This window comes from Arthrobacter sp. Cza30 (genome assembly GCF_059090765.1).
Genome location: NZ_JBNHGA010000002.1, coordinates 875,856 through 888,626, shown reverse-complemented (window position 1 = coordinate 888,626; position 12,771 = coordinate 875,856). Strand labels below are relative to the sequence as shown.

Sequence of the window (12,771 nt, the reverse complement as noted above, 5' to 3'; positions counted from 1 at the left end):
GGTGTGCTGGGGCGGCTGGGCCACACTCCGCGACGGGCGCCGCACACGCGGAGCGGGCGTCAGCGTGCGGGCGCCCCGCCCTAGAGGGCTCCGACCAGTTCCGGCACCGCGGTAACCGCGCGGGTCGCGTCGATCAGAATGTCGAGGCCGCGGTCCAGTTCGGCGGCGCTGATGGTCAGGGCCGGCATCAGCTTCACCACTTCGCCCTCGGGGCCGGATGTTTCCACCAGCAGCCCGTTGTCGTAGGCCTCCGCGGCGATCTTGCCGGCGGTCTCGTTCTCCGGGAACTTCACCCCGGCCAGCAGGCCGCGGCCGCGCACGCTGGCGCCCTCCACCAGCCCGGCGATCCGCTCCAGGCCCTCGTGCAGCTGCACGGCCCGGGCCTGGATCTGTTTCTGGAACTCGCCGGTCCGCCAGTAGGTTTCCAGCGCCGCCGTCGCCGTCACGAACGCCGGGTTGTGCCCGCGGAAGGTGCCGTTGTGCTCGCCGGCTCCCCACACGTCCAGCTCGGGGCGGAACAGGGTCAGCGCCATCGGCAGGCCGTAGCCGGAGATGGACTTGGACAGGCAGACGATGTCCGGGGTGATGCCGGCTTCCTCGAAGCTGAAGAACGTTCCGGTGCGGCCGCAGCCGGCCTGCACATCGTCGACAATCAGCAGGATCTCGTGCTTCTTGCACAGGTCGGCCAGGCCGCGCAGCCAGCCCGCCCGGGCGGCGTTGAGGCCGCCTTCGCCCTGGACCGTCTCCACGATGATGCCCGCGGGCTTGTCCACGCCCGAGCCGCTGTCCTCCAACACCCGCTCCAGCCACAGGAAATCTGCCGTTTCGCCGGAGAAGTAGTCGTCGTAGGGGATCTTGGAGCTGTTGGTCAGCGGGATGCCCGCGCCCCGGCGCTTCATCGAGTTTCCGGTCACCGACAGCGAACCGAGCGTCATGCCGTGGAACGCGTTGGTGAAGGAGAGGATGTGCTGGCGGCCCGTCACCTTGCGGGCCAGCTTCAGGGCGGCCTCAACGGTGTTGGTGCCGGTGGGGCCGGGGAACATCACCTTGTAATCGAGGTTTCGCGGCTCGAGGATGACCTCCTGGAAGGTCTCCAGGAACGTGCGCTTGGCCGGGGTCTTCATGTCCAGCGAGTGCACGACGGCGCCGCTGGCCAGGTACTCCAGCAGCGGCTGCAGCAGCTTCGGGTTGTTGTGGCCGTAGTTGAGCGCACCGGCGCCGGAGAAGAAATCCAGGTAGGTGGTCCCGTCCTCGGCCGTCAGGGTGCTGCCCTCGCCGCGGGTGAAGACGGCGGGCCAGCTGCGGCAGTAGCCGCGGACCTCGGACTCGAGGGTCTCGAAAATATCAGTCATGGAATACGCTTCCTTCCTCAGTGCGGCAGCGGGCGGCCCCGGGTACGGGACAGCGCCACAGCAGCCGCAGGTCGATTCATGCGGATGTGCGTTGGTGGAGGTTGTGCTTGGCCGGCCGCGGGGGTCGGCGGGATCAATTGAGCGGCCCGATCCGGAACAGGTACTCGGTGTCGTGCCCGTCCGGGTAGAGCTCTTCGGTGAAGAGCGGCTCGCGTTCCATTGGCGCCTCGCGGCGCGACGCGAAGCCGGCAAACAGCCGGACGGATGCCTCATTGTCCGCTGTAATGGTGGTTTCCACTCGTTCGGCCAGGACTTGCCAGGCCAGGCGGTCCAGCATGTCCGCCGCCAGCCTGCGGCCGCGGAACCGCTGGTCCACGGCCACCTGCCACACCATCAAGGTGCCCGGTTCGCCGGGGCGCATGTAGCCGGTGATGAAACCGGCCGGCTCGCCGTCCACTGTGGCGATGATCGACGTCTCGGCGAAGTCGCGGGTCCACAGCAGGTAGGAGTAGGACGAGTTCAGGTCCAGGACCTGGGAATCCCTGGCCATGCGCCACAGGGACTGCCCGTCGTTCAGGGTTGGTTTACGGAAGTTTGCTTCGATCCTCGGTCTGGTCTGGGTTTCTGCTAGTTCTTCAACCATCCCTTCAAACGTAACGAGATCAGAGCGGTTATCAACCCGAAATCTGCCGACTTGACAGCGGTCCGGACGCTTTCGACGCCCCTGCCGCCCCGGCCCGATTCCGGCGGATCCCGTGTGCCAGTTGCCCTCCGGCGGAATGACGACGGCGGTGCCCTTGCGCGTTTTTATCGTTACCATTTCGTGACATTCGCTGTGTGACGGCCGGTAAAACATGCGGCCTCGGCCGCGCAAGGAGCGCCCGGAAGGCCGTTATCCGGGGCCCCGCCAGGATCCCGCGGCGGGCTTCTCCACGCCGCACGGGAAGCCTTGAAGGCCGTTACGGCGACGCTGCTGGGAATCCGGCTACTGGAAACCCGGCGGCAGTGGACACTCACGGCGCTCCTGGCCTTCAGGGTGGACCGGGCCCGACGCTCCGACTGGAGGCCCTTCCGATCCGGTCAGTCGAGCAGGCTGCAGCCACTTAGGGCGCCGGGGAAGAAGCCCCGTCGTGCGTTGTCCATGTTTTGGAGCGCCTGTGGACATAAGCGCAGGTCACGCGCCTGTGGATAGCCAAGACGTGGACAGTTTGGCCTGAACGTGGACAAGTTTGCGTGACGTGGGCGGCTGACCCGGCCTGTAAGGCGGGGCGTCCCATGAAAAAGGCGGCTCCGACCGGCAAACCGGTCGGAGCCGCCTTCGCGGTGGGCCCTGCGGGGATCGAACCCGCGACCCGCGGATTAAAAGTCCGATGCTCTACCAACTGAGCTAAAGGCCCGCCAGCCACTCCACCCTGCCCGGGTTGAAACTAAGGCGGGGCCGGATTTGACCGGTTCCCAGTTTATCGCACCCACACCGAGCACCCGAATCCGCTCCGGCGTGCGCCTTGCCGGCCGCCCCAAAACGTCCCGTCGCCGGGAGGCATCCCGTCTCTGTACCGGCGTCAGAGGCGGGAGTAAGGTCGAGGCATGAGCCCGAACAACGGAAACGATATCCCCCGGCCGCATAAGCCGAAGCCTTTCGCCCCGGTGGATTTTGAGGACTTCGCCGGGGGTGCCGACCCGGCACGCGTGTCCGAGGCAGCCCACCTCGCGGCTCAGGCCCTGGTGCACCGCGGACGCGGCTCGGACGATCCCGAGGTGACCGCGAGGCTGGTCAAGCTGGCAGACCAGCAGGGGCTCGAGGCCATTGCTGAAATGTGGGCTGAAAGCCCCGCCCGTTCCCTGCCGGGCGCGCTCTGGCGCCTGTACGCCCTGCGCGCCGCGGCCCAGTCCCATCCGGACAAGCTGGCAGCCTATTTCAAGGCCGGGACGGCATCGGCAGAAGTGTCCAAGGTCATCGCCGGAGTAGCTGAACCGCCCGGCGCCGACGAAGTGCGGGCCATGGCCGACACGATTCTCTCCGGCGCCTTCGACGGTGATTTCGACGTGGCCCTTGACCGGTCGGCGGCCTTTTGCCGGATCGTCGCGCTCGGCCAGACCCACCACGCCGACTCTGCCGAGTCCGCCAACGAGAACCATGCCACCAAGCTGACGCTCAACTCGCACCGGCTCGTGAAGACCGCCGAGGATCTGGAAGCGGCCGCCGTCGCCTGGCGGCGCGGCGAACTCGACTAGCGGCCGGACGGGCCAACGGCCCGAAACTGCGTTGTCAGGTTCGCCGCGGCGCGGCGAACCTGACCAACCACCTCGCGTCGCGGCGAACTCGACCAGCCGCCCGCCGGCACCCCAAGCACCGACCAGCCGCCCGCCGGCACCCCGCCCCGACCGCCAGCGGCCGTCGGCCACGCGGTGGTGCCCTCACCGGCAGGACCGTCCGGGCAAGGCGCTCCGGGAACGACGCGCGCGTGTACCACAGATAGCTTCTGCTGACACGTTTTTCCCCGTATATTCGGGGCTGTTGACATCCGCAGTGAGGCGTAGAAAACTGAAGGTGGTGTCGAACTGTGGCAGCCCCGGGCTCCAACTCTTAGCCGCCTCGAGCGGCCTTCCGCCGAGAGGCGCTCCCAGTTCGGCACCATTAATTTTTGTTCGCGAAGAGGCGCTAATCTAGGCACGGCGGATGCTTCCCTTCCGCCGTACGGACCAGTGAGAAACCGCCGGTGACATGAAGCTAAGCCTCTTCCCGCAGGACACCAAGAGCCTGGAACTGCTCGCCCTCACGGCCGCCGAGCTGATGGCGGGAGTCAAGACCCTCTCGGAGATCCTCGGGGCGCCTGCGGACGACTACGACAAGCTCTCCGAAGAACTGCACGACCGCGACGCGAACGTCTCGCGCCTGCGCAACGCCCTGCTGACCACGCTGCGGACCAGCTTCGTCAATCCGCTCCCCCGCGAGGACATGTTCCAGCTCTCGCTGCATCTGGTGCACACCTTTGAACACCTCGACGGCGCCGCGGAACTGATCGCACTGAACCGGGTGAAGCGCCTGTCTACCCGGGCCTCGGAACAGCTGGAGGTCATCGGGCGCATGTCGGAGATGACCCGGGACGCCATGCCCCGGCTGAACTCCCTGGAGGACCTCGAGGAGTACTGCATCGAGATGGTCCGGCTGGCCAAGCGGGCCGAACGCACCCACCGGGTATGGGTCTCGGAGCTTTTGTCGGAACACAAGGGCGCCACGCTGGCGCGGCACCGCGACGTGGCCGACCAGTTGATCGCCGCCACCAAGACGCTGCGCCAGGCTTCGCACCACGTAGGCCAGATCCTGGTCAAGGAATCGTAGGTGGAGCTGTTCCTCCTGGTGCTGGTGGTCGCTTTCGCCGGCTGCTTTGCCTTCATCAACGGCTTCCATGATGTCTCCAACGCCGTCGCCACCTCGGTCCGCACGCGCGCGCTCACCCCGGGTGTCGCCGTCGTGCTCGCGTCCGTCTGCAACCTGGCCGGTGCCCTGATCTCCAGCACCTTGGCCCTGGTGATCAGTACCGGCTGGATCGGCCTGCCCGAAGGCCGGTCCGGGCTGGGCATCCTGCTGGCCGGGCTGCTGAGCGCCTGCGCGTGGGGAGTCTTCACGTGGTGGCAGCGGATGCCGTCGTCGTCCACGCATGCGCTGCTCGGCGGCCTGATAGGGGCGGGGGCGGCGTCCACCCTGCTGGGCGGCGAGAACATCAGTGCCACGGAGAACCCGATCTGGGGCCAGCTGATCCTGCCGCTGCTCTTGTCGCCGTTGGTGGCGTTCGTGCTCTCCTACCTGGCGATCGTCCCGCTGACGTGGCTGGCCCGCTACCGGACGCCGCGCGAGGTCGGCCGGACCACCAGGCTGGCGCAGGCGGTCTTTGCCGGTACCTTTTCGCTGGGCCACGGCCTGCAGGACGGGCAGCGCACCATGGCCGTGGTGCTGTTGGGACTGGCCGCGGCCGGCTATGCCTCCGGCGACCGGATGCCGCTGTGGGTGCAGCTGTTCGCGGCGGTGCTGCTGGCCGTAGGGGCGCTCTTCGGCGGCTGGCGGATCTCGCACACGCTGGGGTCGCGGCTGGTGCGGATCGATCCCCTGCACGGCGCCACCGCACAGGGCGTCAGCTCCGCCATGCTGTTCGTCGGGGCCATCGGGCTGCACATGCCGCTCTCCAGCACGCACACCATGACGGCGGCAATCCTGGGCGCCGGGTCCACCCAGCGGATGCATGCGGTGCGCTGGCGGGTGGCCATCCGCGTGCTGGCCACCTGGGTGCTGACCCTGCTGGCAACCTCGCTCGTCGGGGCCATCCTGCTGCTGGCCCTGGATCCGATGCTCTAGCCGGGCCGCGGCCTTCCCTGGCGCCTGTTAACAGCGACGGCGGTGCCTCCCGCCGCGGGGAGGCACCGCCGTCGTACTGCCGCCTTCTTATCCGAAGCGGCCGGAGACGTAGTCTTCCGTGGCCTTCTGGGTGGGGTTGCTGAAGATCGACGGGGTATCGCCGTATTCGATCAGCTTGCCCGGCTTGCCGGTGCCGGCGATATTGAAGAACGCCGTCTTGTCCGACACGCGCGCCGCCTGCTGCATGTTGTGGGTCACGATCACCACGGTGTATTCCGTCTTAAGTTCCTCGATCAGGTCCTCGATGGCCAGCGTGGAGATGGGGTCCAGCGCGGAGCATGGCTCGTCCATCAGGATCACCTGCGGGGACACCGCGATGGCGCGGGCGATGCACAGGCGCTGCTGCTGGCCGCCGGAAAGGCCGGAGCCGGGCTTGTTCAGCCGGTCCTTGACCTCGTTCCACAGGTTGGCGCCGGTCAGCGACTTCTCCACCAGCGCGTCCGCGTCCGACTTGGAAATGCGCTTGTCGTTCAGCTTGACCCCGGCCAGCACGTTGTCGCGGATGGACATGGTGGGGAACGGGTTGGGGCGCTGGAAGACCATGCCGATCTGGCTGCGCACTGTCACCGGGTCCACGCCCTGGCCGTAGAGGTTGTCCCCGTCGAGCAGGACTTCGCCCTCCACCCGGGCGCCGGGCAGCACTTCGTGCATCCGGTTGAGCGTGCGCAGGAAGGTGGACTTGCCGCAGCCGGAGGGGCCGATGAAAGCTGTGACGGACCGGGCGTCGATGTTGATGTTGACGTCTTCCACCGCCCGGAAGTTGCCGTAGTAGACGTTCAGGTCCTTGACGTCGATGCGTTTGGACATGGGGTTCCTTCTCTTTGGTTCTGGCTCAGCGGCCGGTCTTGGGGGCGAAGATGCGGGCGATCAGCCGGGCAATCAGGTTCAGCAGCATGACGAAGATGATCAGGATCAGCGCAGCGGCCCAGGCGCGCTGCATGCTGGGGTCCACGTTGGTGGGCGAGGTCGGGTTCATCAGCTGCCGGTAGATGAACGTGGGCAGGGTGGTCATCCAGCCGCCGAACACGTTCCAGTTGATGCTGTTCACGAAGCCCGCGGTGACCAGCAGCGGGGCCGTCTCGCCGATGATGCGGGCGATGGCCAGGGTGACGCCGGAGGCGATGCCGGAGATCGCCGTCGGCACCACCACCTTCAGGATGGTGCGCCACTTGCGCACGCCCAGCGCGTAGGACGCTTCGCGGAGCTCGTTCGGGACGATTTTGAGCATTTCCTCGGTGGAGCGGACCACCACCGGGATCATCAGCACGGAGAGGGCGACGGCGGCCACGAAACCGGTGCGGGTGCTCGGCCCGAAAATCAGCCCGAACAGCGCGGCAGCGAACAGGCCCGCCACGATGGACGGGATGCCCGTCATGACGTCCACGAAGAAGGTGATGCCGCGCGAGAGCGCTCCGCCCTTGCTGTATTCGACCAGGTAGACCGCGGTGAGCAGCCCGATCGGCACCGAAATGATGGTGGCCCAGAGGGTGATCAGCAGGGTGCCGACGATGCCGTGGTAGGCGCCGCCGAGCACGTCACCTCCGTTGGCGGTCGTTTCGTTGTCGATCATGCCGGTCATGCCGTTCATCGACGTGAAGACCAGGTTGTAGCTGAGTCCGGCGACGCCGTTCTGCAGCACGGTCCAGATCACGGAGATCAGCGGCACGACGGCGATGATGAACGCCGCGAAGACCAGGTTGGTGGCGAAGCGGTCCTTGGCCTTGCGCGCCCCCTCCACCGAGAGCGTCACCACGTAGCCGGCGACCACGAAGATCACGGCCGAGAACAAGGCCCAGGAGACGAGCCCGAAACCGATCAGCGACGAGGCCGCGGCGCCGAGGATAAGCGAGCCGGCGGCGACGGCCCAGATGGCCCAGCCGGGCAGCTGGTTCTTGGTGAGCGTGTTGCGCTTGGTCGGGGCGGGGGTTTCAGTGAGCAGTTTGGACATCAGTTGGCTCCCGAGAATTCCTTGTGCCGGCTGATGATCCAGCGGGCGACCATGTTCACGGCCAGGGTAATGACGAACAGGACCAGGCCGGCGGCGATCAGTTCGGACAAGCGCAGCCCGTACGCTTCAGGGAAGTTCAGGGCGATCTCGGCGGCAATCGTCTGGTTGCCCGACTTGATCAGGCTGGCGATGAGCCCGCCGCCGGAGAGCACCATGGCCACGGCCATCGTCTCGCCGAGCGCGCGTCCCAGGCCCAGCATCACCGCGCTGACGATGCCCGGCCGGGCGAAGGGGAAGACGGCCATCTTGATCATTTCCCACCGGGTGGCACCCATGGCCAGGGCCGCTTCCTCGTGGAGCTTGGGCGCCTGCAGGAAGATTTCGCGGCTGAGCGAGGTGATGATCGGCAGGATCATCACGGACAGCACGATTCCGGCCGTCAGCATGGTCTTGCCGGTCTGGCTGGCGGGGCCTTCGAAGATGGGGATCCAGCCGGCGTTCTCCGCCAGCCAGGTGTAGGGACCGACGAGCGCGGGGGCCAGCACGGTCATGCCCCAGGCTCCGTAGACCACCGAGGGGATGGCGGCCAGCAGGTCCACCACGTAGCCGAGGCCCTGAGAGAGCCGCCGCGGTGCGTAGTGGGAGATGAAGAGTGCGACCCCCACCCCGACCGGGGTCGCCAGCAGCAGGGCGATCGCCGCGGCGATCAGCGTGCCGATGACGATGGGCCAGATGTAGCCCCAGAAGCCGTTCCCGCCGGAAATGGCGGCCGGGTCTGCCCCGAACGTCGGCAGGGCCTGCCACAGCAGGAACGCCGCCACGCAGAACAGCACGAAGAGGATCAGGCACCCCGCGGCAAGCGCAAGGCCGGAAAAGACCTTGTCGCCGGCGCGGCCCTGGCCGGTCTCGGTCAATGTTTGGGACACTTCATAACCCTTCGGGTTCTGTACTTCGTCTAGCTGTTCTGCCAGTCTTGCGGCTTCGTTCCGTCCGGGCAATTTCGCCCCGGCCGGAACACGGCTGCGCCCCGCGCGTCAAACTGCGACGGCGCGGGGCCAACCGGACTTCGTGTGGGCTACGACTTCACCGAGATGGAGTCGATAGCCGCCTTGGCCTGCTCGCGCAGGGTCTCGGAGATCGGCGCGTTGCCGGCCGAGTCCTGTGCGGCCTGCTGTCCTTCTTCGCTGCTCACGTAGTTGCCGAAGGCCTTCACCAGGTCAACGGTGTTCTGATCAGCATATGTCGAGCAGTAGATGTGGTAGGAAACCAGCACGATCGGGTACGCGCCGGATTCGGTGGTGTCGCGGTCGAGGTCCAGGGACATGTCAACGTCGCCGCGGCCCTCGACCGGGGTGGCAGCCTCAACGGCCTTGGACGCAGCCTCGGGGCTCAGTTCGACGTATTCCTCGCCGACCTTGACCTTCACGGTGCCCAGGTCGCCGACGGCCGAAGCGTCGGCGTAGGTGATGGCCCCGTTGGTCGCGGTGGTGGCGGAAACCACACCGGAGGTGCCCTGTGCGTTCTCTGCCTGGAGCTTGGAGGGCCATTCGCCGGAGACTTCGTCGGTCCAGACGTCGCCGGCGGCGGCAGCCAGGTACTCCACGAAGTTCTCGGTGGTGCCGGACTCGTCGGAGCGGTGGACCACGGTGATGGGGGTGTCGGGCAGTTCCACGCCCTCGTTCTGCGAAGCGATGGCTTCGTCGTTCCACTTGGCGATTTCGCCGCGGAAGACCTTGGCGATGGTCTCGGCGTCCATATTGATGGAGTCCACGCCTTCGAGGTTGAAGGCCACGGCGATCGGAGAGACGTAGCCGGGGATGTGCATGGCACCGTCGGGGCCGCAAACCTCCTTGGCCTGCTCCCATTCTTCCTCGTCCATGTAGGCGTCCGAGCCGGCGAACTGCACGCCGCCGGCCAGGAAGGCGTCGCGGCCGGCACCCGAGCCGTCCGGCGAGTACTGCACGCTGGCCTCGGGGTTCTGCGCGCCGAAGCCCGCAATCCAGGCCTGCATGGCGGAATCCTGCGAGGAAGCGCCCGCGCCGGAGAGCGTGCCCGAAACCGTTGCTGCGGTCTCGGTGCTGCCGGCGGCGGCCTGGCTGCCGGTGGCGTTGTCGGAGCCACAGGCCGTCAGCGCCAGTGCTGCGACGGAGAGGACGGCGGCCGCGCGGCCGATGCGAAATGCCTTCACGTGTATGGTCCCTTTCAGGGTGAGAACGGATCAGGACGACCGGACGTGTTTCCGCCCTGGCGTCGTGCTCCCTCGAGGCTATGGGCGCCACGTAAAGAATGTGCACGGCCAAAGTGAACGCAAGGTGAACAACACCGGACGGTTCGCTAACAGACGGCGTGCGGGCCTTGCCTTTGTGAGCGCACTCATACTAATGGCGGGGGCCGAGGCGGGCGGGGCGCCCGCGAGGGGGCCGCGGGCCGGGCCGTGCGGGGGTCTTGCAGGCCGTCCGGGGGCCGCGCAAGCCCCGCCTAGACTGGGGGCATGAGCGCAGGCACCCGGTTGGCACAGGCCCGGTCGTTCCTGCGCAAACGCGGGCGCGCCGGCTTCAGCCGCAGCAAGTCCTCGGTCATGCCGGCGGTGCGGATCACCTTCTGCGCCGTTGCCGCTTACGTCGTGGCCGAGCAGGTCCTGGGCCACGAAGGCCCGCTGTTCGCCGCCACCTCGTCCATCATTGCGCTCGGTTTCTCCACCGGACCCCGGGCGCGCAAAGTGCTCGAAGTCGCCATCGGCTGCACGCTGGGCATCGCGGTGGGCGATCTGCTGCTGCACTTCCTCGGGCCGGGCATCTGGCAGGCAGCCCTGGTGCTGCTGGTTTCCATCCTCTTGGCCCGGTTCCTGGACAGCGGCACCATCTTCACCACGCAGATGGCGCTGCAGTCGGTGCTGGTGGTGCTGCTGCCCGCCCCGGACGGGGGGCCGTTCACCCGCAGCCTCGATGCCGTCATCGGCGGGTCCTTCGCGATGCTCGTGACCATGTTGATCCCCGGCGACCCGCGCTCCGAACCGCGTTCCAAGCTGCAGAAGCTCCTGGACGAACTCGCCTCGGTGCTGCGCGAGTGTTCCGTCGCCCTCTCCCACAGCGACTCCACCAAGGCCTGGCACGCCCTGGTCCGGGCTCGGGGCAGCCAAAACCTGATCGACGACGTCCGCGGCAGCTTCAGCTCGGCCCGGGAAGTGGCCCGGATTTCGCCGGTGCACCGGCGCCACCGGGACGAAGTGGGGGACCTGCAGGATGCTGCGGAGATGGCGGATTTGGCCATGCGCAACAGCCGGGTCTTCTCCCGGCGCCTCACCTCCGTGATCAACCACGCGGCCATGTCCGACGAGGCGATCGCGCGCTTCGCCGAGGTGCTCCAGGAGACCGCCGACGCCGTCGAGATCCTCGCTGCCGGGCTTTCCGACCGGGACCCGGGTGCCCGCGAACGCCGGCTTTCCGGCGCGCGCAACGATTTGGCGGAGATTGCCACGCGCCTGCACCCCAAGACCCTCGGCGTCGTCACGCTGGAGGGCGAGGGACTGATCCTGGTCTTCCGCCCGCTCATGGTGGACCTGCTCAAGGCCGCCGGGCTCAGCCAGGACGACGCCACGTCCTACCTGCCCAGGCTCTGATTGTCCGGCGCCCCGGTTACTGTGGGTCCATGAGCACCAAGACCCGTTCCAAGGCCCCCGCCTACCGCTGCGCCGAGTGCGGCTGGAGCACGGCTAAATGGGTGGGCCGGTGCGGCGAGTGCCAGGCGTGGGGAACGGTTGAAGAGGCCACCCAGGTGGTGGCGCGCACCACGGCCGCGGCCGCCGTCTCGCGGCCCGCGGAACGAATCGCCGACGTCGATGCCACCACCGCGGCCTTCCGGGCCACCGGCGTGGGCGAACTCGACCGGGTGCTCGGCGGCGGCCTGGTCCCCGGTGCGGTCATCCTGCTGGCCGGCGAGCCGGGCATCGGAAAGTCCACCTTGCTGCTGGATGTTGCCGCGCGGGTGGCCCGGCTGGACCGCGACGTGCTCTACGTCACCGGCGAAGAGTCGGCGGCCCAGGTGAAGTTGCGGGCCGAACGGATTTCCGCGGTGGCGGACAACCTGTACCTGACCGCCGAGACAGACCTCGGCATAGCGCTGGGGCACGTGGAGCAAATGGAGCCGGCGCTGCTGATCGTCGACTCGGTCCAGACGCTCAGCAGCAGCGCGGTGGAGGGCGCCGCCGGCGGCGTGACGCAGGTGCGCGAGGTCGCGGCCTCGCTGATCAACGCCGCCAAGCGCAAGGGCATGACCACCATCCTGGTGGGGCACGTGACCAAGGACGGCTCGATCGCCGGGCCGCGGCTGCTGGAGCATCTCGTGGACGTGGTCTGCCAGTTCGACGGCGACCGGCACTCGCGCCTGCGGTTGGTCCGTGCGGTCAAGAACCGCTACGGCCCGACCGACGAGGTGGGTTGCTTCGACCTGACCGAGGCCGGCATCGAAGGGCTGACGGACCCGAGCGGCCTGTTCGTGTCCCGGACCAAGGATCCGGTCTCCGGCACCTGCATCACCGTGACGCTGGAGGGCCGGCGGCCGCTGGTGGCCGAGGTGCAGGCGTTGCTGGCCGAGACCTCCAACGCCCAGCCGCGGCGCGCCACCAGCGGGCTGGATTCTTCCCGGGTGGCCATGATGATGGCCGTGCTGCAGCGCCGCGCCTCCATGTCGCTGCACAAGGACGACAGCTACGTGGCGACCGTGGGCGGGGTCCGGCTCAGCGAACCCGCAACGGATCTGGCCACCGTGCTGGCCATCGCCTCGGCCAAGACCAACCAGCCGCTCCCGGCCCAGCTGATCGCCTTCGGCGAGGTCGGCCTGGCCGGCGAAGTGCGGCCGGTGCCGGGAATCTTGCGGCGGATCCAGGAGGCCGAACGGCTCGGATTCACGCACGCGATCGTGCCGGCGTCCCCCGACGGGGCAGGCCAGGTGCCGGCCGGCTTCACGGTCAAGGAAGTCCATACCGTCTCCGAAGCGCTGTCCACGCTGTTCCGCTGAGCGCCGGGAGCAGATTAGCCGAGGTCCGGCATTATCATGGA

At 67.8% G+C, this 12,771-nt stretch carries 11 protein-coding genes and 1 tRNA gene; 5 read left to right on the top strand and 7 right to left on the bottom strand.

Going from position 1 to position 12,771, the window contains the following annotated elements; translation table 11 throughout:
- Positions 1 to 80: 80 nt before the first annotated feature.
- The 3 genes from ectB to AC5RVZ_RS09415 all read right to left on the bottom strand — a co-directional run bounded on the left by ectB (position 81) and on the right by AC5RVZ_RS09415 (position 2,749).
- Positions 81 to 1,352, bottom strand: a complete 1,272-nt coding sequence (gene ectB, locus AC5RVZ_RS09425) for a diaminobutyrate--2-oxoglutarate transaminase (RefSeq protein ID WP_494065460.1) — start codon at positions 1,350 to 1,352, stop codon at positions 81 to 83.
- Positions 1,353 to 1,485: 133 nt separating this feature from the next.
- On the bottom strand, positions 1,486 to 1,902 hold the full coding sequence (gene ectA / locus AC5RVZ_RS09420) for a diaminobutyrate acetyltransferase (RefSeq protein ID WP_494065459.1): 417 nt from the start codon (positions 1,900 to 1,902) through the stop codon (positions 1,486 to 1,488).
- A gap of 774 nt (positions 1,903 to 2,676) precedes the next feature.
- Positions 2,677 to 2,749: transfer RNA gene (locus AC5RVZ_RS09415), tRNA-Lys, on the bottom strand.
- Between the two features lie 190 nt (positions 2,750 to 2,939).
- Between AC5RVZ_RS09415 and AC5RVZ_RS09410 the strand changes: the two genes are divergently transcribed.
- The 3 genes from AC5RVZ_RS09410 to AC5RVZ_RS09400 all read left to right on the top strand — a co-directional run bounded on the left by AC5RVZ_RS09410 (position 2,940) and on the right by AC5RVZ_RS09400 (position 5,706).
- Complete coding sequence (locus AC5RVZ_RS09410) at positions 2,940 to 3,587, top strand: hypothetical protein (protein ID WP_494065458.1); 648 nt, start codon at positions 2,940 to 2,942, stop codon at positions 3,585 to 3,587.
- 490 nt (positions 3,588 to 4,077) lie between these two features.
- Entirely contained in the window at positions 4,078 to 4,695 is a 618-nt protein-coding gene (locus tag AC5RVZ_RS09405) for a nuclease PIN (RefSeq protein WP_494049146.1), read from the top strand.
- Positions 4,696 to 5,706, top strand: coding sequence for an inorganic phosphate transporter (locus AC5RVZ_RS09400; RefSeq protein WP_494065457.1), 1,011 nt, complete (start codon positions 4,696 to 4,698; stop codon positions 5,704 to 5,706).
- Positions 5,707 to 5,793: 87 nt separating this feature from the next.
- On the opposite strand, the gene pstB is transcribed toward AC5RVZ_RS09400, so the two are convergent.
- The 4 genes from pstB to pstS form a co-directional block, all read right to left on the bottom strand.
- On the bottom strand, positions 5,794 to 6,573 hold the full coding sequence (gene pstB / locus AC5RVZ_RS09395) for a phosphate ABC transporter ATP-binding protein PstB (protein ID WP_494001949.1): 780 nt from the start codon (positions 6,571 to 6,573) through the stop codon (positions 5,794 to 5,796).
- Between the two features lie 25 nt (positions 6,574 to 6,598).
- On the bottom strand, positions 6,599 to 7,714 hold the full coding sequence (pstA, locus tag AC5RVZ_RS09390) for a phosphate ABC transporter permease PstA (RefSeq protein WP_494065456.1): 1,116 nt from the start codon (positions 7,712 to 7,714) through the stop codon (positions 6,599 to 6,601).
- Positions 7,714 to 8,640 (bottom strand): phosphate ABC transporter permease subunit PstC, encoded by a 927-nt coding sequence (pstC, locus tag AC5RVZ_RS09385; RefSeq protein ID WP_493978329.1) that lies wholly within the window; start codon positions 8,638 to 8,640, stop codon positions 7,714 to 7,716. The genes pstA and pstC overlap by 1 nt, the downstream gene beginning before the upstream one ends.
- A gap of 149 nt (positions 8,641 to 8,789) precedes the next feature.
- Positions 8,790 to 9,902 (bottom strand): phosphate ABC transporter substrate-binding protein PstS, encoded by a 1,113-nt coding sequence (pstS, locus tag AC5RVZ_RS09380; RefSeq protein ID WP_494065455.1) that lies wholly within the window; start codon positions 9,900 to 9,902, stop codon positions 8,790 to 8,792.
- 303 nt (positions 9,903 to 10,205) lie between these two features.
- On the opposite strand from pstS, the gene AC5RVZ_RS09375 reads away from it, so the two are divergent.
- A complete protein-coding gene (locus tag AC5RVZ_RS09375; protein WP_494065454.1) occupies positions 10,206 to 11,333 on the top strand; it encodes an FUSC family protein in 1,128 nt (375 codons plus the stop codon).
- A gap of 29 nt (positions 11,334 to 11,362) precedes the next feature.
- Entirely contained in the window at positions 11,363 to 12,730 is a 1,368-nt protein-coding gene (gene radA, locus AC5RVZ_RS09370) for a DNA repair protein RadA (protein WP_494065453.1), read from the top strand.
- Positions 12,731 to 12,771 lie beyond the last annotated feature (41 nt).

Excerpts from the sequence above, each read along its gene's own strand:
- ectB (WP_494065460.1), bottom strand. The coding sequence starts at position 1,352 with ATGACTGATATTTTCGAGACCCTCGAGTCCGAGGTCCGCGGCTACTGC.
- pstB (WP_494001949.1), bottom strand. The coding sequence starts at position 6,573 with ATGTCCAAACGCATCGACGTCAAGGACCTGAACGTCTACTACGGCAAC.
- ectA (WP_494065459.1), bottom strand. The coding sequence starts at position 1,902 with ATGGCCAGGGATTCCCAGGTCCTGGACCTGAACTCGTCCTACTCCTAC.
- radA (WP_494065453.1), top strand. The coding sequence starts at position 11,363 with ATGAGCACCAAGACCCGTTCCAAGGCCCCCGCCTACCGCTGCGCCGAG.
- pstA (WP_494065456.1), bottom strand. The coding sequence starts at position 7,714 with ATGTCCAAACTGCTCACTGAAACCCCCGCCCCGACCAAGCGCAACACG.
- AC5RVZ_RS09375 (WP_494065454.1), top strand. The coding sequence starts at position 10,206 with ATGAGCGCAGGCACCCGGTTGGCACAGGCCCGGTCGTTCCTGCGCAAA.
- AC5RVZ_RS09405 (WP_494049146.1), top strand. The coding sequence starts at position 4,078 with ATGAAGCTAAGCCTCTTCCCGCAGGACACCAAGAGCCTGGAACTGCTC.
- AC5RVZ_RS09410 (WP_494065458.1), top strand. The coding sequence starts at position 2,940 with ATGAGCCCGAACAACGGAAACGATATCCCCCGGCCGCATAAGCCGAAG.